Source organism: Jiangella alkaliphila, from assembly GCF_900105925.1.
GTDB classification, from domain to species: Bacteria; Actinomycetota; Actinomycetes; order Jiangellales; family Jiangellaceae; genus Jiangella; species Jiangella alkaliphila.
This window is the reverse complement of the sequence record NZ_LT629791.1, coordinates 4,831,550-4,849,146: the sequence shown is the minus strand read 5'-3', so window position 1 is coordinate 4,849,146 and position 17,597 is coordinate 4,831,550. Positions and strand designations below refer to the sequence as shown.

Sequence of the window (17,597 nt, the reverse complement as noted above, 5' to 3'; positions counted from 1 at the left end):
TCATGGAGAAGGTCGGCTCAAAACCGCGGTGGGAGCCGACTTTTTCCATGATCAACAGCTAACGTCGGCGGCAAACGGCGAGAGAAAGGGCGGCGGCGTGGCGATCACGCGCATCATCCCGGAGCTCCGGAGCCAGAACCCGCGTGCGACGGAGGAGCTCTACTGCACCGTGCTCGGGCTGGAGGTGAACATGCGCGACGAGGAGTCGGGTTTCCTCATGTTCGGGTCACCCGACACCCCGGCCGCCCAACTGGTCGTCAATGACAACGGCCACGAAGGGCTGCCGCCCGGATTCGCCATCGACGTCGGCAGCCCCGCCGAGGTCGAGGCGATTCACGCGGCGATCCTCGAGCGCGGGCTGCCGGTCGTCGAACCGCTCACGACGAAGCCGTGGGGCATCCGCCGGTTCTCCTTCGTCGACCACAACGGCGAGCGGATCACGGTGATCGCCCACACCGGCGACGAGGCCGCGCGCTAGCTCGCCGTGATGCTCCAGCGGCCGACGTCGCGGTAGGCGGAGTCGTAGATCGCGGAGCCGTCGCCGGGCTTCAGCTCGTAGTGGTGCAGGTTGCCGCCCCAGTAGCGCAGGACGCGGCCCAGTTCCTTGGCGGCGTCGTCCATCCCGTCCAGGCTCACCTCGAGAACGAACTTCATGCTTCTATCGTCTCATTGAAGTCCTTTTTGAGACTTTGGCCACGAGACGGCCAGGTTGCGCTGCGCCAACCCTCAACTGGGGACCGGGATGGATTCCGGGCGGCGGTGCCGGACGCCGTGGAGAGCGGCGATGACGGCGGTCACCGCGGCGGCGATGCCGGCGATGACGAACGAGAGGACGTAGCCGTCGATCCGCGGGATGGACGTGTTCGCGATCAGCTGGGAGGTCAGGATGGCCGCCGTCGCCGCGCTGGCGATGCTGCCGCCGGCCGTGCGGACCAGCGAGTTGATGCCGCTGGCGATGCCGCTCTGACTCATCGGGACGTGCTCGACGGCGATCGTGCCGAGCGCGGCGTAGGCGATGCCGAAGCCGATGCCCTGCACGCCGCTGAAGATCATGATGTCCAGCGGGGTGTCGTGCCGCACCGCCAGCCACACGTAGGCGACGGCGGCGAACGTCGCGCCGACGGCCAGCGTGAACGCCGCGCCGAGCCGGGCCTCGAACCGTCCGGCCAGCACCGAGAAGAGCAGCATCGTCACCGTGCTCGGCAGCAGGTACAGGCCGACGTCGATGACCTCGCCGCTGAGCCCGTAGCCGGCGACGGCGGACGGCGTCTGGATGAGGTTCGACACGAGCGTGAACCCGGCGAACATCGAGAAGCCGAGCAGCACCGACGCCAGGTTCGCCGACAGCGACCGCGGCCCGCTCAGCAGCCGCAGCTGCACCAGCGGCTCGCGGACCCGCTGCTCCACCAGGACCCAGGTAGTGGTCAGCACGACGGCCGCGGCGAACAGGCCGAGCGTGCGGCCGTCGGTCCAGCCCCAGGTGTTGCCCTGGCTGATCCCCAGCAGCAGCGTGACCAGCAGGCCGGCCAGCAGCAGCGCGCCCACGACGTCGGGCCGGCCGCCGGGCCGCGTGCCGGTCGACGAGGTGAACGCGAGCACGAGGATCAGCGCGAGCAGGCCCATGCCGGCGGAGATCCAGAACACCGGGTGGTAGCTGCTGGTGCGGTCGGCGATGACGCCGGTGACGAGCATGCCGGCGCTGCCACCGACGCCGAGCGTCGCGCTGACGATGCCGATCGAGGCCATGACCCGCTCGCGCGGGAAGGTGTCGCGGATCATGCCGATGGCCAGCGGGATGACCGCCGACGCCGCGCCCTGCAGGGCCCGGCCGGCGATCAGCACGCCGAGCGAGTCCGACAGCGCGCACACCACCGAGCCGGCCACCAACAGCGCCATCGTCACCATGACCATGCGCTTCTTGCCGTACATGTCGCCGAACCGCGACAGCAGCGGCGTCGCGACCGCCCCGGCCAGCAGCGTCGCCGTGAACACCCAGGTGACCGACGTGACCGACGTGCCGAACGCCTGCTGCAGCCGCGGGAGCAGGGGCAGCACCAGAGTCTGCTGGAGGGAGACGACGAGCCCGGCGCCGCCCAGTGCCAGCAGTGTCAGCCCCGGGGTCCGGGTCCGGCGGGTCTCCGGACGATCGTCGACGACCGTGGCTGTCATGCGGGCTCCTGCCGTACCGGGAGTGAGTGAGCGGCACGGCGGCGGCGACGTGCTACGTCAGCCTACTCGTTTGGTTGCCTGTTGCAACCATATATCGGTCAGAAGTGAGCGGCGCCACCATCGATGGACAGGTGCTCGGCGCTGATGAACGCGGACTCGTCCGAGGCGAGGAACACGACGGCCGCCGCGATCTCCTCCGGTTCTGCCGCCCACTTGGGCAGGAACGGCGTGCCCATCTGGTTGAGCGGCGGGTTGGTCTCGCCGGCCCGCTGCAGCTCGGCCTGCATGTCGCCGGAGCCCATCGGGGTGTTCACCGCGCCCGGGTGGATGCTGTTGACGCGGATGTTGTGGCGGCCCAGCTCGGCGGCGAACGCGCGCGTCATGCCGGTGACGGCGTGCTTGCTGGCGGTGTAGTGGATCATGAACGGCTGCATCTTGGCGCCCGCGTACGAGCTGGTCAGGATGATCGAGCCGCCGCCGGCCGCGATCAGGTGCGGCGCGCCGGCCATGACGGTGTTCCAGACGCCGAGCACGTTGGTGTCCATGACCGCGCGGAACTCGTCGACGCCGATCTGGTCCCACGCGTGCGGGATGCAGATGCCGGCGTTGGCGACGACGATGTCGAGGCGGCCCAGCTCGCCGGCGGCGCGGTCGGCGAACGCCTTCAGCGCGTCGTGGTCGCGGACGTCGCCGCGCTCGGCGATGATGCGCCGGTCCTCGGCCTCGACCAGGCGGACGGTCTCCTCGAGGTCGGCCGGCGTGGGGGAGTCGTACGGCACGCCCGGCAGTTCGCCGGCGAGGTCGACGGCGACGATGTCCGCGCCCTCCCTGGCCAGCGCCACCGCGTGCGCGCGGCCCTGCCCGCGGGCCGCCCCGGTGACGAAGGCGACCTTGCCCTCGACGCGTCCAGTCATCGTTCGTTCCCCTCTCCGAAGCCAGGCGAGCGCCTTATGGCACCCAGTGCCATAGTAGTCCGGGTCAGGGCGGGGTGAGCAGCCGGAAGCCGGCGCCGTCGACGGAGACGGCGGTGGCGGAGAGGACGGCGACGCCGGCGTCGGCCGCGCGGTCCAGCCCGACCCAGGACCGGAACCCGCCGGACCCGCCGTTGTGCCAGGTGATCTCGCGGCCGCGGAGCTTCGTCGTGAGCCAGCCGGCGCCGATGCGCGCCCCGGTGCCGAACCGGGCGACCGGCTCCAGCGCGGCGACACCGGGCGCCGTCCCGTCGAGCAGTGCTTCGAGCAGCCGGCCGAGGTCGCGGATCGACGCGCGGACGCCGCCGGCCGGTCCGAGCGCGGCGTTGGCCCACGGCTCGCGCGGCTGCCCTCGCCGGCCGTGCCCGGCCAGCGCCGTCTGCCGCAGCTCGGACGCGTCGGCCGGGACGTAGAGGCCGGACAGCTCGAGCGGCCCGGCCAACCGCTGCGCGACCAGCTCCGCGTACGTCGTGCCGGCCGCGGCGGCGACGGCGTGCCCGAGCAGCTCGAAGCCGATGTTGGAGTAGCGCGGCTTGACCCGCCGGCGGACCCGCACGCCGCGGGCCTGCCCCAGCAGCTCGTCCAGGCTCTCGCGGTACGGGTTGGTGCCGTGCCGCCACAGCTGGAACGTGCGCCGCCAGGGTTGCGCGGCGGACGGCAGCCGGGGGAGTCCGGCGCGGTGTGTGCTCAGGGCGTCCAGCCGCGCCCGGGCGACGGGCGTGCCGTCCAGCGGGAGCAATTCGCCCAGCGTGGTGCCGGGCCGGACCTCGCCGCGCGCCAGTGCGTCGGCGTAGAGCAGCCCGGTCAGGCCCTTGGACACCGAGGCGAGCTCGAAGTCGGAGTCGAGGTCCGCGCCGTGCGCGGCCATGCGGATGGCGGACGGGGTGACGACGGCGGCCGCGGCGGCCGGGTGGCGCCGGCCGAGCAGCTCGGCCAGGCGCAGTCCGAGCTGGGCGTCGCCGTCCACTCGTGGGCTCATGCCGTCAACATAGGTTGACGGCGTCCTGGTTGTCAACCAAGGATGACACGACTCGGTCCGGTCAGGCCGGGACGGTGAGCAGGTAGTCGTCGGCGCCGTCGTCCCAGCGCAGCTCGATGGCGCCGTTGGTGGCGGCGGCGCGGACGAACTGGAGGAAGCTGCGGAACCCGAGCGCCTGCTCGCTGAAGCCGGGCCGGACCCGGCGCAGCTGGTCCTTGAGCCCGGACAGCGCGGCCCGGCCGTTCTTCGCCGTCAGGTCCTGAACGACGGAGCGGAGCAGGTCGAACGCCTCCTGCTGCCCGTCCAGCGCCGGCAGCAGGACCTCGGGGTCGCCCTTGGTGGGGCCGTCCGCCAGCTCGACGACGTGCCGCTCGGCCAGGTGCCGCAGCAGCTCGCCGAACGCCCGGAAGCCGTGGTCGGCCTCGTTGAAGGTCGGGTCCTTGCGCAGCAGCGTGCGTTTCAGCGTCGACGCCGTCACCTGGCCGCCCGTGCGCTGCAGGCCTGCGACGCTCTGGGCGACCACACCGGCGAGGTCGTCGAGGTCGCGGTCGGCGCGGTCGGGGATCGGCTCGGCCGCGGCGGTCACCGCCGGTGCGGGCTCGACGCCCTCGAGGTCGTCGTAGTACAGGAACTCGTCGCAGGCCGGCGGCAGCAGAGCGGACGTCGACTTGCGGATGCCGACGCCGATGACCCGCTTGTTGAGCTCGCGCAGCTTGTACACCAGCGGCGTGAAGTCGCTGTCGCCCGTGCAGATGACGAACGTCGACACGTAGTCGCGCACGAACGCCAGCTCGACCGCGTCGACGGCCATCTTGATGTCGGCGGCGTTCTTGCGCGAGGCGCCCATCCGCTGCGGCATCTCGATCAGCTCGACGTGCGAGCGGGTGAGCATGCGCCGGTCCTCGTCGAAGTAGGACCAGTCGGCGTAGGCCCGCCGCACGACGACCCGGCCGCGTTCGGCCAGCGCGTCGGCGATCGGGCGCACGTCGAAGGCCAGGCCGCCCAGGTCCTCACGGGCGCCGATGGCGAGGTTCTCGTAGTCCAGGAAGAGGGCGATGCGATCTTCGTCGTCCACACCGGCAGGCTACGCCTCCACTGCTCTGGGGAGACACAGATCTGAAGCCGTGATGAAGACGTGGCTCCCTAGAGTCGGTCTCGCTACCGATGACCAGGAGGAACGCATGCTGAAGAAGTTCACGGGCCTGCTCGCCGCCGCGGCGCTGAGCGCCGCCACACTGGCCGGCGGCGCGACCGCGGCTACGGCCGCCACGACGCAGGCCGAGCCGGCGCCGTCGTCGGGCCCGATCACCGCGATGTCGTGGCACCGCTCGCCCTACTACCCGAACGCGGCCACCTGCATGGCGGTCCTGGCTTCGCAGCGCGCCGCCGGCGTCCCCACGATGCCGGGCACCGGGCCGTGCTACAGCTCCGCGCAGGGCTACTTCTTCTGGTACTGGCGCTGACGCGCGTCCCTAGCGTGCCGAGGTCGCCGGCATGCCGCCGCGGAAGGTGTCGCGATAGGCGCGCGGCGTCGTGCCGGCGTAGGTCAGGAAGTGCCGGCGCATCGACTCCGTCGAGCCGAACCCGGCGGTGTGGGCGATCTGCGTCACCGTCAGGCGGGAGTCCTCGAGCAGGGCGCGGGCCCGCTCGACCCGCCGGCGGGCGATCCAGACGGACAGGCTGTCGCCGGTCTCCTCGCGGAACCGGCGCACGAGCGTGCGCTGGCTCATGTGCGCCTGCGCCGCGACGTGGCCGAGGCTCAGCGGCTCGGCGAGGTGCTCGTCGAGCCAGTCGAGGACGGGTGAGAGCGGGCCGGACGGGCGCGGCCCGGACTTGACGTACTGGGCCTGCCCGCCCGTGCGGTGCGGCGGGCTGACCAGCACGCGCGAGACGTCGTTGGCGTAGGACTGGCCGTGGTCCTGGCCGAGTACGTACAGGCACAGGTCGGCCGAGGCGAGCATGCCGCCCGACGACAGGATCTGCCCGTCGTCGACGTACAGGGCGTGCTCGACCAGGTCGGCCCGCGGGAACGCCGCGCGGAACTCGTCGGCCAGCGCCCAGTGGGTGGTGACGCGGCGCCCGTCCAGCACACCGGCCTGCCCGAGCACGAACGCGCCGGCGCACAGCGAGACCAAGCGGGCGCCGTCGGCCGCGGCCCGGGCGACGGCGGCGAGGACGGCCGGGTCCTGCGGCGCCCAGGGCGCCTCCAGCCCCGGCACGACGACGGTGTCGGCGCCGGTGATCCAGTCGACCGGCTTGAGGTCGCTCATGGTGAACCCGAGCGACGTCGGCGTGGGCGCCAGGCCGCAGACCCCGATCTCGTACGGTGGCTCGGGCTCGTCGCGGATCTTCGAGAACACCGACGGCCGGCGGCCGAACGCCTGCACGGCCACTGCCAGGTCGAGGACGAACGTCCCGCCGAGGACGATCATGGCCACCCGATGACGTCCCAACTCCTACCCCCCGTGGCCGGAATCGTGGCAACTCTGGCGCTCAGCGTAGTGCCTGGCCAGCGGGTTGCCCACGATGATCGGGGGATGGAACCGGACACCATCGTGCTCGTGCACGGCTTCTGGGTGACGCCCCGGAGCTGGGAACACTGGATCACCCACTACGAGGCCAAGGGGTACACCGTCATCGCGCCGGGCTACCCGGGCTTCGAGGTCGAGGTCGAGGCCCTGCGCGAGAACCCGCAGATCATCGTCGACGTCACCGTCCCCGCGCTCATCGAGAAGATCGAGGGGATCCTCCGCGAGCTGGACCGTCCGCCCATCATCATGGGGCACTCGGCCGGCGGCGCGTTCACCCAGATCCTGCTCGACCACGGCTTCGGCGCCGCCGGCGTGGCGATGAACTCCGCGCCGACCGAGGGCGTGAAGGTGGTGCCGTTCTCGCAGGTCAAGTCGACGTTCCCGGTGCTGAAGAGCCCGGCGAACCGGCACAAGGCCGTCGGCCTGACGGCCGAGCAGTGGCACTACGCGTTCACCAACACGTTCACCGAGGAGGAGTCGGCGGCGCTGTACGAGCGCTACCACATCCCGGCCAACGGCGGCATCCTGTGGGGGAGCGTGCTGGCCAACTTCCAGCCCGGCCCGCAGGAGACCTGGGTCGACTACAAGAACGACGACCGCGCGCCGCTGCTGTTCGTCTCGGGCAGCGAGGACCACATCATGCCGCCGGCGATCCAGCAGTCGAACCTCAAGCACTACAAGTCGAACACCGTCACCGAGATCCGCGAGTACGAGGGCTACGCGCACCTGCTGCCCGCCCAGAAGGGCTGGGAGCAGATCGCCGACGACGTCCTGGCCTGGGCCGTGGAGCACGCTCGTTGATCCTCACCCACATCGGCGGCCCCACCGTCCTCGTCGAGCTGGACGGCTGGCGGCTGCTGACCGACCCGACGTTCGACCCACCCGGAGAGCGCTACTCCTTCGGGTGGGGGACGTCGTCGGTGAAGCTGACCGGGCCTTCGGTTGCTCCTGATGAGGTGGGCGCGGTCGACGTCGTGCTGCTCACCCACGACCGCCACGCCGACAACCTCGACCGTCTCGGACGGTCCATACTGGCGTCGGCCGGCACGGTGGTGACGACGGCGTCGGGAGCGCGGCGGCTCGGCGGCGGGTCCGTCCGCGGCCTGGCCGCGGGGGCGTCGACGGTGCTGCCGGGAGGCGACGTCCGGCCGGACCTCTCGGTGACGGCGACGCCGGCCCGGCACGGCCCGCCGCTGTCCCGTCCGATCGCCGGCGACGTGATCGGCTTCGCCCTGCGCCTGGGCGACGCGCCGGCCGTAGCGCTGTGGATCACCGGCGACACCGTCCTCTACGGCCCGCTCCGCTCGACGGCGACGTCCCTGCCAGTCGACGTCGCCCTGGTGCACGTCGGCGGGGTCCGGTTCGGCCTCACCGGCCCCATCCGCTACACCATGACCGGCCGCGACGCGGTCACCCTGATCGGCCTCACCCGCCCCCGCGTCGCCGTCCCCGTCCACTACGAAGGCTGGTCCCACTTCGCCGACGGCCCCTCCGGCCTCGACGCCGCCCTCGCCGCCGCCCCGGACGACGTCCGCGCCCGCGTCCGCCGCCTCGACCCCGGCGTCCCGACCTCGGTCGACGACTGACGCTCCCGGCCCCTCCTGACCGGCCCGAGCCGGTTGATCATGGAGAAGGTCGGGCTTCCGGGTCGGAGAAGCCCGACCTTCTCCATGATCAACCCGGCTGGTTCAGTCCTGGGTGTGCGCCATGATCGGCTGCGGCGCGGGACTGAGCGCGGCGGACGGCGGTGGGAGAGGATGGACCCGTCGCAGCCACGATGACGGGAGCGCGGACATGGAGTACACCCGGCTGGGCGGCTCGGGGCTGAAGGTGAGCCGCATCGCGCTCGGCTGCATGAGTTTCGGTGACCGGTCCGGCGGCGAGGGCTGGACGCTCGACGACGATGCGGCGGAGCCGATCTTCCGGCAGGCGCTGGAGCTCGGCATCACGTTCTGGGACACCGCGAACGTGTACTGGAACGGGTCGTCCGAGGAGATCGTCGGGCGGGCGATCAGGCGCTACACCCGGCGCGAGGACGTCGTGCTGGCGACGAAGGTGTTCTTCCCGATGCACGACGGCCCCGGCGGCTCCGGGCTGTCCCGCCGGGCGATCATGGAGCAGATCGACGCCTCGCTGCGGCGGCTCGACACCGACTACGTCGACGTCTACCAGATCCATCGGTTCGACCCGGACACGCCGATCGAGGAGACGATGGAGGCGCTGCACGACGTCGTCAAGGCGGGCAAGGCCCGCTACATCGGCGCGTCGTCGATGTGGGCGTGGCAGTTCGCGAAGTTCCAGTACACCGCCGACCTCGGCGGCTGGACCCGGTTCGTGTCGATGCAGAACCAGTACAACCTCATGCAGCGCGAGGACGAGCGAGAGCTGTTCGGACTGCTGGCCGACCAGGGCGTCGGCAGCATCCCGTGGAGCCCGCTGAGCCGCGGCCGCCTCACCCGGCCGTGGGCCGAGCGGACCGTGCGCGGCGAGTCCGACTCGCTGCTGCGCGAGCGCTACACCGAGGCCGCCGACAAGCCGATCACCGACGCCGTCGAGCGGGTCGCCGAGGCGCGCGGCCTGCCGATGGCGCAGGTCGCGCTCGCCTGGGTGCTGCGCAACCCGGCCGTCAGCGCGCCGATCGTCGGGCCGACCAAGCCGCACCATCTGCCCGACGCCGTGGCGGCACTCGACGTCGAGCTCAGCGACGACGAGGTGAGCGCGCTGGAGGAGCCGTACACGCCGCGGCTGCCGAGCGGCTTCTCCTGACGTGCCCCGGCGGCGGGTTGCACGGTGGCGGCCACGGGACCGGCCCGGCTGGGTGCGCTCCGGTGGGCCTGGGGCGGCGGGGGCCTGCAGTCGTTCTGACGCCTTTGCAATGAGCACCTATACGCACCACTCCGCCACTCCGCCGGTGGTGCGTATAGGTGCTCATTGCAAAGCGCCGCAGGAGATCAGCCGAGCAGCGCGTACACCGTCGATGCCTTCGCGACGGGGCGGTCGTCGCCGTCGGCGGTCATGGTGACGTCGACGAAGGCCAGGGTGCGTCCCCGCTTGCTGACGCGAGCCGTCACGAACACGTCCGCGCCCATGACCGGCCGCTGGAACGTCGTCGACTGCTGGACGGTCGTCATCGGGCCGTAGCCACCGCGGGCGGCGCTCAACGCGATGACCGTCGCGGTGTCGGCGGCGGCCATGAGCGCCTGCCCGGACAGCGCGCCGCCCTCGCGGGCCAGGCGGTCGCTCCACGGCAGCCGCAGCGTCGCGTCGCCGTCGGCGGGGCTGAGCGCAGCGGTCATGCGCTCATGATGCCCGCCGCTCCAGCAGAACGGTGTCGTGCCAGCCACCGTCGCGCTGCGCGATGCGCTCGCGGACGCCGACGGTGCGGTAGCCGGCCTGGTGGTGCAGGGACAGGCTGGCCCGGTTCTCGGTGAACACCGACGTCTGCAGCGTCCACAGCCCGTCCGCGTCGGCCGCCGTCACCTGCCGCCGCAGCAGCGCCTTCCCGACCCCGCGGCCGCGCGCGCCGTCGGCGACGTAGACGGACGTCTCGCCGACGCCGCGGTAGCAGTCGCGGGTGGAGACGGGGGCGACTGAGGTCCAGCCGACGACGGCGCCGTCGATCTCGGCGACCCAGCGGTGCCCGGGCAGCCACTTCGCCGCCAGCCGCGTGCTCGGCGGCACCGACGTCTCGAAGGTGGCGATGCCGGTGTCGATGCCCTCGCGGTAGATCCGCCGCACCGCCGGCCAGTCCGCGTCGTCGAGCGCCCGGACGGTGACGTCGGCCGGGACGTCGTCGGGGCAGCACGGGCGGGTCGCGCCGACGCTGCCCATGACGACGTCGGCCATGTGGGGGAGACCGGTGCAGCACGCCTCGTTGACGGTGACGCGCGTGCTGGTGCCGACCTTCGACACGTGCACGAACCGGGCGGCCGCGAGTTTGCGCACGTGGTGAGAGCAGGTCGACTGGCTGACGCCGAGCTGTTCGGCCAGCTCGCCCACGGTCAGGCCGCCGTTCGAGGTGGCGACGGCGTGCAGCAGCCGGACTCGGGTGGGGTCGGAGAGCGCGGCGAAGCACTCGGCGTAGTCGGCGGCGGAGTCGGCCGGGAGCAGCGCCGCCGGGGCGGCCAGGGTCGTCATGCGACGCAGTCTATCGACAGATGTCGATGGTTGCGAGGATCGACACTCGTCGATAGAGTCGGCACCAGTCCATCGACGTTCTTCGATGAAAGTGAGTGGCTCATGACGGATCCGGTGGTGGTGGCCGGCGGCGGCCCGGTGGGGCTGGCGGCCGCGGCCGAACTGGCCGAGCGCGGTCTCGAGGTCGTCGTGTACGAACGGGGCGCGAAGGCCGGCGCGGCGGTCGCGGAGTGGGGCCACGTCCGGCTGTTCTCCGCGTGGCCGGAACTGGTCGCGCCGGCGGCCCGGCGGCTGCTCGAACCGACCGGCTGGACCCCGCCGCCGCCCGACGTGTACCCGACCGGCGCCGAGTGGGTGCGCGACTACCTGGCCCCGCTGGCCGCCGCGCTCCGCGACCGGGTGCGCACCGGCGTCGAGGTCGTCGGCGCCGCCCGCACCGGCCGCGACCGGATGGTCGACGACGGCCGCGACAGCCAGCCGCTCACCGTCCACGTCCGCCACGCCGACGGTCGCGAGGAGCGGGTGCGCGCCGGCGGCCTCGTCGACGCGTCGGGCACCTGGACCGCGCCGAACCCGCTGGGCGGCGACGGCCTGCCCGCACTGGGGGAGCGCGCCGCCGCCGCGGCCGGGCGGCTGACGTACCGCATCCCGCGCACGGCGCCCGGCGGGCACGTCGTCGTCGCCGGGAGCGGACATTCCGCCCTGACCGCCCTCGTGTCCCTGACCAGGCACAACAGTGACACAACGGTGACGTGGATCCTGCGGCGCGGTGGCATCGGTGACACCTTCGGCGGCGGCGACGCGGATGAGCTGCCGGCTCGCGGACGGCTCGGCCGGCAGGCTCGCGCGGCGGTCGAGGCCGGCGGCGTCCGGGTCGTGACGGGGTTCCGCACGGCGGCGGTCGAGGCGGGGGCGGACGGACGCCTGACGCTGACGTCCGAAGACGGCCGTACCGTCGACGCCGTCGACCACGTCGTCGCGCTGACCGGGCTGCGGCCGGACCTGAGCTGGCTGTCGGAGCTGCGTCTGGAGCTGGACCCGGCGCTGCAGGCGCCGACTCGGCTGGCGCCGCTGATCGACCCGAACGTGCACTCCTGCGGCAGCGTGCCGCCGCACGGTGTCCGCGAGCTGGCCCACCCCGAGTCCGGCGTCTACCTCGCCGGCATGAAGAGCTACGGCCGCGCGCCGACGTTCCTCGCGCTCACCGGGTACGAGCAGGTCCGCAGCATCGCCGCCGCGTTCGCCGGCGACCACGCCGCCGCCGAGCGGGTCGAGCTGGTGCTGCCCGAGTCCGGCGTCTGCGGCGGGTCGGGCGGGTTCGACGGCGACGGGGCCGGCGGCTGCTGCGGGGCCGCCGCCACGGCGGAGCCCGAGCTGCTGCAGCTGAGCTCGCCGGCGCGGGTGCCGTCCGGTCGCAGCTGACCGCCGCTAGTCACCCCGCGACCACGCATACTCTCTCCACCGGCCGGCTGCCGGGAGTACAGCGATTGCTGTACTGTCCGTCGCATGACCACGGTGACGGCGTCGCACACCGACGCGCTGGCCCGGCTCGGGTACGCGCTGTCCGACGGAACGCGGGCGCGGATCCTGCTGGCGCTGCGCGACGGGCCGGCGTTCCCGTCCGACCTCGCCGACGAGCTGGGGGTGTCGCGTCAGGTGATGTCGAACCAGCTCACCTGCCTGCGTGGCTGCGGGCTGGTCGAGGCGACGCCGGAGGGGCGGCGGACGCGGTACCGGCTGGCCGACGCCCACCTCGGCGCGGCGCTGGGCGAGTTGCTGGAGCTGGTGCTCGTGGTCGATCCGGACTGCTGTGGGCCCGAGGGGTGCTCCTGCCGATGAGCCTTCCCATCACGCCGCTGACCGATCCGCGCCGGCGCGAGGTGCTGCGCCGACGGGTCCGGCTGATCGTCGCGACCACCATCGGCTACAACGTGGTCGAGGCGGTCGTCGCGATCTCGGCCGGCGCGGCGGCGTCGTCGGCCGCGCTGATCGGGTTCGGGCTGGACTCCGTCGTCGAGGTCGTGTCGGCCGCCGCGATCGCCTGGCAGTTCGCCGGGCGCGACCACGAGACGCGCGAGCGGACGGCGCTGCGGATCGTCGCGTTCTCGTTCTTCGCGCTGGCCGCGTACGTCGGGTTCGAGGCGGTCCGCGCCCTCGTCGGCGGCGCCGACGCCGACCACAGCACCGTCGGGATCGTCCTCGCGGCCGTCAGCCTCGGGGTCATGCCGGCGTTGTCCTACGCCGAGCGGCGCACCGGGCGCGCGCTGGGCTCGGCCGCTGTCATCGCCGACTCGAAGCAGACGCTGATCTGCAGCTACCTGTCGGCGGTGCTGCTGACCGGCCTGGTGCTGAACTCGGCGCTCGGCTGGTGGTGGGCCGACCCGCTGGCGGCGCTGGTCATCGCCGGGTTCGCGGTCCGTGAAGGGCTCGAGGCCTGGCGCGGCGACGCCTGCGCGACGACGGCCGGCGCGCTGCTGCGCGACCCGGAGGCGGACGGCTGCGGACCGGACTGCGACTGCTGCGACGGCTAGCGAGCCCGCACGCCGACCTCGTCCAGCAGGGTGAGCACTCGCCGCTCGATCTCGTCGCGGATCGGCCGGACGTCCGCGAGGTCCTGGCCGGCGGGGTCGTCGAGGGTCCAGTCCTCGTAGCGCTTGCCGGGGAAGACGGGGCAGGCGTCGCCGCAGCCCATGGTGACGACGACGTCGGCGGCCTTGACGATCTCGTCGGTCCAGGGCTTGGGGAACTCGCCGGAGATGTCGATGCCGCGTTCGGTCATGGCGGCGACGGCGACCGGGTTGATCCGCTCGCCGGGCTCGGAGCCGCCGGACCACGCGACGGCGTCGTCGCCGGCGTGGTGCTGGAAGAAGCCGAGCGCCATCTGTGACCGTCCGGCGTTGTGCACGCACAGGAACAGCACGGTGGGCCGGCCGTCGTGGCTGCGTCCCTCGACCCGGGCCAGCGCGGTGAGTCGCTGGCGGGCGAAGCGTTCGGCCAGCAGCGGCAGGAAGTTCGCGACGACGGCGCGGCCGGCGAACTGGTCGTAGGACGTGTGCAGGAACCGCTCGATCGTCTCCTGGCCGAACGTCCCCTCGAAGTCGCCGGCCAGCCGGGTGGCGGCGGTGGTGAGGGCGTACTGCTGGTCCAGGGTGATCGGTTCGCGTTCGCCGGTGTTCGTCATGACGGTTGCTCCTCTCGGGTGCCCCTCAGGTGGCCGCGAGGCGTGCGGCGAGTCCGTCGACGCGGTGGGCGAGCGTGCTGACGGTGGCGTCGAAGGCGTCGTCGGTGCCGACGCGGACGGGGTCGGGGATGGACCAGTGCAGGCCGCCGAGGTCGCCTAGCTCCTCGTGGGCGTGGTCGCAGACGGTGATGACGAAGTCGTCGGCGGCGGCGATGTCGGCCAGGCGACGCGGCCGGGTCGCCCGCAGCGCGAAGCGGTGCCGCCGGGCCGCGGCGGCGGCGCCGGGGTCGACGCGGCCGGCCGGGTGGGTGCCCGCGGACGCGGCGGGGATCTCGCTGGCCCGTCGCCAGAGCGCGGCGGCGAGCTGTGAGCGGGCGGAGTTGGCGGTGCAGACGAACACGACCCGGTGTGCCTCGCCGGCGGCGCCGGGCACGAGGCCGTCGAGCGCGCCGGGCGTGAGCCGGACGTAGCTGCGCCGCCGGTCCGCCTCGGACCTGGTGCGCGTCAGCAGCCCCGCCGATTCGAGCGTCCTGAGGTGATGGGCCAGCAGGTTCGACGGCATGCCCAGGTCAGCCTGCAGCTCGCCGGGGGAGCGGTCGCCGAGGCTGAGGACGTCGACGATGTGCAGCCTGGACGGGTCGGCCAGCGCCGCGTGCTTGGCGGCGCGCCGCTCCAGGGCAGTTCGCTCAACGTTCATTGTCTCAATCTTGACTGAGTTAAAGCGAGCCGTCAAGCTGACGCCGTGATGCATCGACGCTTGCTCGCCGAGTTCCTCGGCACAGGTCTGCTGGTCGCTGTCGTGGTCGGCTCCGGGATCGCCGCCGAGCGGCTGTCCCCGGACGACGTGGGCCTGCAGCTGCTGCAGAACAGCACGGCGACCGTGCTGGGGTTGGCGGTGTTGATCCTGCTGTTCGGGCCGGTGTCCGGCGCGCACTTCAACCCGGTGGTGTCGGTGGCGGACTGGTGGCTGGGCCGCCGGTCGGGCGGCGGGCTGTCCGGCGCCGAGCTGGCGGCGTATGTGGTCGCGCAGGGTGCCGGTGGGATCGTCGGGGCGCTGCTGGCGAACGTCATGTTCTCCGTCGACGCTGCGATGGCGACGACCGAGCGCACCGGAACCGGCCTGCTGGCCGGCGAGGTGGTCGCGACGGCCGGGCTGGTGCTGCTGATCTTCGCGCTGGTCCGTTCCGGCCGTGCCGCGGTGGTCGCGCCGGCGGTCGGCGCCTACATCGGGGCGGCGTACTGGTTCACCAGCTCGACGTCGTTCGCCAACCCGGCCGTCACCGTCGGGCGGATGTTCACCGACACCTTTGCCGGCATCGCGCCGTCGTCGGTGCTGCCCTTCGTCGGCGCCCAACTGGTGGGTGGCGCCGTCGGCGTCCTGCTCGTCCTCGTCCTGTACCCCGTGCCCACACCCGTCCGCATCTGAGAGGAACGCTCGTGCACATCGTCGCCATCGGCGGGAGCGACGCCGGCATCTCCGCCGCGCTGCGCGCCCGCGAGCTGGACCCGTCCGCGGACGTGACCGTAGTGGTCGCCGACGCCTACCCGAACTTCTCCATCTGCGGCATCCCGTACTACCTCTCCGGCGAGGTGGGCCACTGGTCGAACCTGGCCCACCGCACCCACGCCGACCTCGAGGCGACCGGGATGCGGCTGCGGCTGGACACGCTGGCCACCGCGATCGACGTCGGCGGGCGGCGGCTGGCGCTGCGCGAGAGCGACGGCAGCGAGACGACGCTGGACTACGACGAGCTGATCGTCGGCACCGGTGCGCTCCCGGTGCGCCCGCCGATCGCCGGCCTGGACGAGCTGGGCGCGGCCGACGGGGTGCACGTGCTGCATTCGATGGGCGACACGTTCGCGCTGGAGCGGAGCCTGGACCGAATCGAGCCGTCGACGGCGCTGATCGTCGGCGCCGGGTACGTCGGGCTGGAGATGGCCGAAGGCCTGACCACGCGCGGGATCGCCGTGACGCAGGTGGAGATGCTGCCCGAAGTGCTGCCGACCGTCAACCCGGAGCTCGGCGCGCTGGTTCATGCCGAGCTGGACCGGCACGGCGTCACCGTCCACACCAGCGCGACGGTCACCGCGATCTCCCGCGGCACGTCCGGCCTGCACGTCGACGGCGCCGGCCCGGACGGCGAGCCGCTGGCCTGGGACGTCGACCTCGTCCTCGTCGTGGTGGGCGTGCGGCCGGACACCGACCTGCTCGTGGCCGCCGGGGCGCGGACCGGGCCGCGCGGCGCCGTCGTCGTGGACGAGACCATGGCCACCGGGCTGCCGCACGTGTGGGCCGCCGGCGACTGCGTCGTGACGCATCATCGTCAGCTCGGCGTCACCTACCTGCCGCTGGGCACCACCGCGCACAAGCAGGGCCGCGTCGCCGGCGAGAACGCGCTCGGCGGACAGGCCGGGTTCGCCGGCAGCCTCGGCACCCAGGTCGTGAAGGTGTTCGACCTGGTGGCCGCCCGCACGGGACTGCGCGAGCACGAGGCGGCTGCGGCCGGGTTCGCGCCGGTCAGCACGACCGCCACCCCGGACGACCACAAGGCGTACTACCCGGGTGCGCGGCCGATCGCCATCCGCATCACCGGCGACGCCGGCACCGGCCTGCTGCTCGGCGCCCAGCTCGTCGGGCCGCGCGGCACCGAGACCGCCAAGCGCGTCGACACCTACGCCACCGCGCTGTTCCACGGCATGACCGTCGACGCCTTCAGCGAGCTCGACCTGTCGTACACCCCGCCGCTCGGGTCACCGTGGGACGCGACCCAGCTGGCCACCCAGGCGTGGGTCCGCGAGCACCTGCTGCCGGCGCAGGTCGTCAGCCGCCGGTGAGCGCGGCGACCTCGTCGCTCACGGTGGCCCAGCGGCCGAGCCGGATGGACTCCAGCATCGTCGCGTAGGCGTGCGCCCACCAGGACGTCTCGCCGCCGTCCAGCAGGGCGGCGACGTACTCGGCCGGTGGGACATCGACGTAGCGGGCGCCGGGCTCGAGGGCGGCGACGATCTCGGCGAGGTCCAGCGCCGCGGGGCCGGTGAGGTCGTGGTGCCGGTTCGACGGCGGGCGCAGCGCCAGCGCGGCCAGCGACCGCCCGACGTCGGCCCGCGCGACCAGCGACACCCGGGCGTCGCCGGCCGGCAGCCGGACCTCGTCGCCGCGCCGTGCGCCGCGGACCAGCCCGGCGAAGAACTCGGTGTACACCGAGGCGCGCGCCAGCGAGAGGCCGCAGCCGCTCGCGGCCAGCAGCTCCTCGGTGTGCCCGTTGGTGACCGCGTAGCAGAACGGCGACTCGACGTCGACGTCCAGCCCGCTCAGCGCGACGACGTGCCCGACCCCGGTCTCGGCGGCGGCCCGCACGACGTTGACGTGGTGCAGCATGACGGTGGCCGCGTGGCCGTCGCTGGACACGAAGACCAGCGTGTCGGCGCCCTTCAGCGCCGCGTGCAGCGACGCCGGGTCGCCGTAGTCCGCCGCCGCGACGGTCACGCCGGCCGGCGGGACGTACCTGCTCGACGGGCGCACCAGCGCGACCACCTCGTGGCCGGGCTCGGCCGCCAGCAGCTCGGCGACCTGGCCGCCCACCCGTCCACTCGCCCCGGTCACCGCGATCCGCACCCCACGACCTTAG

Annotated in this window: 21 protein-coding genes; 10 read left to right on the top strand and 11 right to left on the bottom strand. The window is 73.0% G+C overall.

Translation table 11 applies throughout. The annotated features are described in order from the left end of the window. Window positions 1-97 precede the first annotated feature (97 nt). Window positions 98-478, top strand: a complete 381-nt coding sequence (locus BLV05_RS22165) for a VOC family protein (protein ID WP_052762750.1) — start codon at window positions 98-100, stop codon at window positions 476-478. Here BLV05_RS22165 and BLV05_RS22160 read toward each other — a convergent pair. The 5 genes from BLV05_RS22160 to BLV05_RS22140 form a co-directional block, all read right to left on the bottom strand. After that, the gene (locus BLV05_RS22160) at window positions 475-654 is read right to left on the bottom strand and encodes a hypothetical protein (RefSeq protein ID WP_046770484.1); all 180 of its coding nucleotides are present in this window, start codon (window positions 652-654) and stop codon (window positions 475-477) included. The two genes, BLV05_RS22165 and BLV05_RS22160, sit on opposite strands and share 4 nt — an antisense overlap. A 72-nt stretch (window positions 655-726) precedes the next feature. Further along, window positions 727-2,169: an MFS transporter gene (locus tag BLV05_RS22155; RefSeq protein ID WP_046770483.1), complete on the bottom strand. Its 1,443-nt coding sequence runs from the start codon at window positions 2,167-2,169 to the stop codon at window positions 727-729. Window positions 2,170-2,267: 98 nt separating this feature from the next. Next, window positions 2,268-3,083, bottom strand: coding sequence for a mycofactocin-coupled SDR family oxidoreductase (locus BLV05_RS22150; RefSeq protein ID WP_046770482.1), 816 nt, complete (start codon window positions 3,081-3,083; stop codon window positions 2,268-2,270). Window positions 3,084-3,147: 64 nt separating this feature from the next. Continuing rightward, window positions 3,148-4,119 carry a serine hydrolase domain-containing protein gene (locus tag BLV05_RS22145; protein ID WP_046770481.1) on the bottom strand — a complete coding sequence of 324 codons (972 nt, stop codon included), beginning with the start codon at window positions 4,117-4,119 and terminating at the stop codon, window positions 3,148-3,150. 61 nt (window positions 4,120-4,180) lie between these two features. Further along, window positions 4,181-5,194, bottom strand: a complete 1,014-nt coding sequence (locus BLV05_RS22140; protein WP_046770480.1) for a PIN domain-containing protein — start codon at window positions 5,192-5,194, stop codon at window positions 4,181-4,183. Window positions 5,195-5,300: 106 nt separating this feature from the next. On the opposite strand from BLV05_RS22140, the gene BLV05_RS22135 reads away from it, so the two are divergent. Beyond that, entirely contained in the window at window positions 5,301-5,582 is a 282-nt protein-coding gene (locus BLV05_RS22135; RefSeq protein WP_046770479.1) for a hypothetical protein, read from the top strand. Window positions 5,583-5,591: 9 nt separating this feature from the next. On the opposite strand, the gene BLV05_RS22130 is transcribed toward BLV05_RS22135, so the two are convergent. Beyond that, the gene (locus tag BLV05_RS22130) at window positions 5,592-6,551 is read right to left on the bottom strand and encodes a GlxA family transcriptional regulator (protein WP_046770538.1); all 960 of its coding nucleotides are present in this window, start codon (window positions 6,549-6,551) and stop codon (window positions 5,592-5,594) included. Window positions 6,552-6,656: 105 nt separating this feature from the next. Here BLV05_RS22130 and BLV05_RS22125 point away from each other — a divergent pair, with 105 nt between their 5' ends. From BLV05_RS22125 to BLV05_RS22115, 3 genes are all read left to right on the top strand, one after another. Continuing rightward, the gene (locus tag BLV05_RS22125) at window positions 6,657-7,451 is read left to right on the top strand and encodes an alpha/beta hydrolase (RefSeq protein ID WP_046770478.1); all 795 of its coding nucleotides are present in this window, start codon (window positions 6,657-6,659) and stop codon (window positions 7,449-7,451) included. Continuing rightward, a complete protein-coding gene (locus tag BLV05_RS22120; protein ID WP_046770477.1) occupies window positions 7,448-8,236 on the top strand; it encodes an MBL fold metallo-hydrolase in 789 nt (262 codons plus the stop codon). Before BLV05_RS22125 ends, BLV05_RS22120 begins: the two co-directional genes overlap by 4 nt. Before the next feature lie 208 nt (window positions 8,237-8,444). Then, on the top strand, window positions 8,445-9,416 hold the full coding sequence (locus tag BLV05_RS22115; protein WP_046770476.1) for an aldo/keto reductase: 972 nt from the start codon (window positions 8,445-8,447) through the stop codon (window positions 9,414-9,416). A gap of 185 nt (window positions 9,417-9,601) precedes the next feature. Here BLV05_RS22115 and BLV05_RS22110 read toward each other — a convergent pair whose 3' ends face one another. Both BLV05_RS22110 and BLV05_RS22105 read right to left on the bottom strand, forming a co-directional pair. After that, window positions 9,602-9,946, bottom strand: a complete 345-nt coding sequence (locus BLV05_RS22110) for a PaaI family thioesterase (RefSeq protein WP_082155481.1) — start codon at window positions 9,944-9,946, stop codon at window positions 9,602-9,604. A 4-nt stretch (window positions 9,947-9,950) separates the two neighbouring features. Continuing rightward, window positions 9,951-10,787, bottom strand: a complete 837-nt coding sequence (locus BLV05_RS22105; RefSeq protein WP_046770474.1) for a helix-turn-helix domain-containing GNAT family N-acetyltransferase — start codon at window positions 10,785-10,787, stop codon at window positions 9,951-9,953. Between the two features lie 102 nt (window positions 10,788-10,889). On the opposite strand from BLV05_RS22105, the gene BLV05_RS22100 reads away from it, so the two are divergent. From BLV05_RS22100 to BLV05_RS22090, 3 genes are all read left to right on the top strand, one after another. Then, on the top strand, window positions 10,890-12,209 hold the full coding sequence (locus BLV05_RS22100; protein WP_046770473.1) for an FAD-dependent oxidoreductase: 1,320 nt from the start codon (window positions 10,890-10,892) through the stop codon (window positions 12,207-12,209). Between the two features lie 84 nt (window positions 12,210-12,293). Continuing rightward, window positions 12,294-12,626: an ArsR/SmtB family transcription factor gene (locus BLV05_RS22095; protein WP_046770472.1), complete on the top strand. Its 333-nt coding sequence runs from the start codon at window positions 12,294-12,296 to the stop codon at window positions 12,624-12,626. Beyond that, a complete protein-coding gene (locus tag BLV05_RS22090) occupies window positions 12,623-13,318 on the top strand; it encodes a cation diffusion facilitator family transporter (RefSeq protein ID WP_046770537.1) in 696 nt (231 codons plus the stop codon). The genes BLV05_RS22095 and BLV05_RS22090 overlap by 4 nt, the downstream gene beginning before the upstream one ends. Here BLV05_RS22090 and BLV05_RS22085 read toward each other — a convergent pair. Both BLV05_RS22085 and BLV05_RS22080 read right to left on the bottom strand, forming a co-directional pair. After that, a complete protein-coding gene (locus BLV05_RS22085; protein ID WP_046770471.1) occupies window positions 13,315-13,968 on the bottom strand; it encodes an arsenate reductase ArsC in 654 nt (217 codons plus the stop codon). The two genes, BLV05_RS22090 and BLV05_RS22085, sit on opposite strands and share 4 nt — an antisense overlap. 25 nt (window positions 13,969-13,993) lie before the next feature. Next, window positions 13,994-14,665, bottom strand: a complete 672-nt coding sequence (locus tag BLV05_RS22080) for an arsenate reductase/protein-tyrosine-phosphatase family protein (protein WP_046770470.1) — start codon at window positions 14,663-14,665, stop codon at window positions 13,994-13,996. Window positions 14,666-14,713: 48 nt separating this feature from the next. Between BLV05_RS22080 and BLV05_RS22075 the strand changes: the two genes are divergently transcribed. Continuing rightward, window positions 14,714-15,394, top strand: a complete 681-nt coding sequence (locus BLV05_RS22075; RefSeq protein WP_046770469.1) for an aquaporin — start codon at window positions 14,714-14,716, stop codon at window positions 15,392-15,394. Between the two features lie 11 nt (window positions 15,395-15,405). Next, window positions 15,406-16,803 (top strand): FAD-dependent oxidoreductase, encoded by a 1,398-nt coding sequence (locus BLV05_RS22070; protein ID WP_046770468.1) that lies wholly within the window; start codon window positions 15,406-15,408, stop codon window positions 16,801-16,803. Here the strand turns inward: BLV05_RS22070 and BLV05_RS22065 are convergent. Beyond that, entirely contained in the window at window positions 16,790-17,584 is a 795-nt protein-coding gene (locus BLV05_RS22065; RefSeq protein WP_082155480.1) for an NAD(P)H-binding protein, read from the bottom strand. The genes BLV05_RS22070 and BLV05_RS22065 overlap by 14 nt on opposite strands. Window positions 17,585-17,597: the final 13 nt, after the last annotated feature.